At 69.8% G+C, this 1986-nt stretch carries 2 protein-coding genes and 1 pseudogene; all 3 read left to right on the plus strand.

Features of this window, described 5'->3' with window-relative positions; all coding sequences use genetic code 11:
* Positions 1 to 77 precede the first annotated feature (77 nt).
* Positions 78 to 404 (plus strand): DUF3870 domain-containing protein, encoded by a 327-nt coding sequence (locus HMPREF3159_RS09885; protein WP_053917318.1) that lies wholly within the window; start codon positions 78 to 80, stop codon positions 402 to 404.
* A gap of 165 nt (positions 405 to 569) precedes the next feature.
* Positions 570 to 1721 (plus strand): DUF819 family protein, encoded by a 1152-nt coding sequence (locus HMPREF3159_RS09890; protein ID WP_070500879.1) that lies wholly within the window; start codon positions 570 to 572, stop codon positions 1719 to 1721.
* A pseudogene (locus HMPREF3159_RS09895) lies at positions 1718 to 1986 on the plus strand (dipeptide epimerase); the annotation flags it as partial. The gene HMPREF3159_RS09890 and the pseudogene HMPREF3159_RS09895, both read left to right, overlap by 4 nt.

Below are 1986 nucleotides of genomic sequence, written 5' to 3' on the forward strand. Positions count from 1 at the left end.
GCCGGGCACCGCCCGGCCCGGGGCCGCAGGTCGAGACCACCTCTTCAGCCCTCCTGGACCCCGCATAGGATCACCGGATGACCCGCACGATCTACCTCACGGGTGAGGCGAAGTCCCCGAGCAACAATCCGATCACGACGCAGTGGGGATTGTTCTTCGTCGGCCTCGTCGTCGATACTGAGACCCACGTCATCCAGGCAGCCGACTGCACCGCCACACTGACGCTCACGGTCGAGTTCGTCCGCGAGCTGGTGGTCGGTCGATCCCTGCTCGAGGAGGACGCCCTGGTGGAGTCGATCACCGACAGGTACCACGGGTCCTCGCAGAAGGCGCTCGCCGCCGCCGTGCGCAGCGCCGCCGCGAAGTACCGCGACCTGTCGGCCCTCCCCGACCAGGAGTCATAACCGCATACCCGCAGCCGCCCGCCCGGAACCTCACCGAACCGGATCCCGTCGGAAGCACCGCACCGCGTCTCGCCCGAGACGCCGGTCACCGGTGCTTCCGATTTTTTGTCCCCGCAGCCGCCGGGGCACGGCCGCATCCCCTTCCCCACTCACCGAGGAGACCCCGTGATCACCGACGGACTGCTGATGCTCGGCGTCCTGCTGGCGCTCTCGTGCGCGCTGATCGTGCTCGAGCGCACCACCGGCTGGAAGCTGTTCAAGTACGTGCCCGGCATGGTGCTGATGTACCTGCTGTGCGCCGCCCTGAACTCCGCGGGGGTGTTCGGGCAGGACGACGCGACCCGCGCCCCCATCGCCGCCGTGAAGGACGTCGTCCTGCCGGCGATGATCCTGCTGTTCCTGTTCGGCTGCGACCTGCGCCGCATCATCAAGCTCGGCCCGCGGCTGCTGCTGACCTACGCCGTCTCCGCGGCGTCCCTGTTCGTCGCGATGGTGGGCGTGTTCCTCGCGTTCCAGAGCGCTCTGCACCCGGAGGCGTGGAAGGTGCTCGGCGCGCTGCTGGCCTCCTGGACCGGCGGCAGCGCGAACATGGTCGCGGTGCAGGACATCCTGCAGGCGCCGGAGAACATCTTCGGCTACGCCCTGATCACCGACACGCTCATCTACTCGATCTGGCTGACCGTCGCCTTCTCCTCCGTCGCGGTCTCCGGCCGTTTCGACCGCTTCACCCGGGCCCGCTCGACCCATCTGGTCGACCACGGCGACGATCTCGACACGGAGGAGGCTCCGATCACCGTCCAGTCCCTCGCGACCGTCGTCTTCGGCTCGCTGTTCGTCTCGACCCTCGCGATCTGGGTCGGCGGCCTGCTCCCGGAGCTGGGCGACGTCGTCAACGCCACCACCTGGACGATCGTCATCGTCTCCGTGCTCGGCCTCGTGATCGCCCAGACGCCGCTGGGACGGATCGGCGGCTCCACGGAGATCGCGACGCTGATGCTCTTCATCGTGATCGGCCAGATCGCCGCGGGCTCCGACTTCTCCGCGCTCACACAGGCGCCGCTGTACCTGCTGATCGGCGTCCTGGTCGTGCTCGTGCACCTGGCGATCATGGTGATCTACGCCCGGATCACCCACACCGATCTGTTCTCGATCGCGGTCTCCTCGACCGCGAACATCGGCGGTATCGCCTCCGCGCCGGTCGTGGCCAGCGCCTTCAACCGCCAGCTCGTGCCGGTCGGCGTGCTGATGGCGCTGATGGGCTCGTTCCTGGGCACCTTCCTCGGCCTCGCCGCCGCGCAGATCATGTCGGCGCTGTGAGCGGCGGGACCATGGAGCAGAGCGCTGAGCAGGCGGTGCTCGAGGTGGCGGCGGTGCGCCGCCACCGCCACCGGGCGCCGCTGCGCCACCCGTTCGTCACGGCGGCTCGCCGCACCGAGGCGGTCGAGTACGTGGTCGCAGAGGTGGAGCTCGCCGGCGGAGCGGTCGGGCAGGGCTCGGCCGCGGAGACCGTCGCGGTCACCGGGGAGGACGCCGCCAGCATCCTCGCCGCGCTCGACGGGCCGCTCGGCGCCGCGCTGCGCGG

The sequence above is a fragment of the Brachybacterium sp. HMSC06H03 genome (assembly GCF_001807385.1).
Lineage (GTDB): Bacteria > Actinomycetota > Actinomycetes > Actinomycetales > Dermabacteraceae > Brachybacterium > Brachybacterium conglomeratum.

What these genes read in the sequence shown, in the direction of transcription:
- HMPREF3159_RS09885 (WP_053917318.1), top strand. Translation starts at nt 78, where the DNA reads ATGACCCGCACGATCTACCTCACGGGTGAGGCGAAGTCCCCGAGCAAC.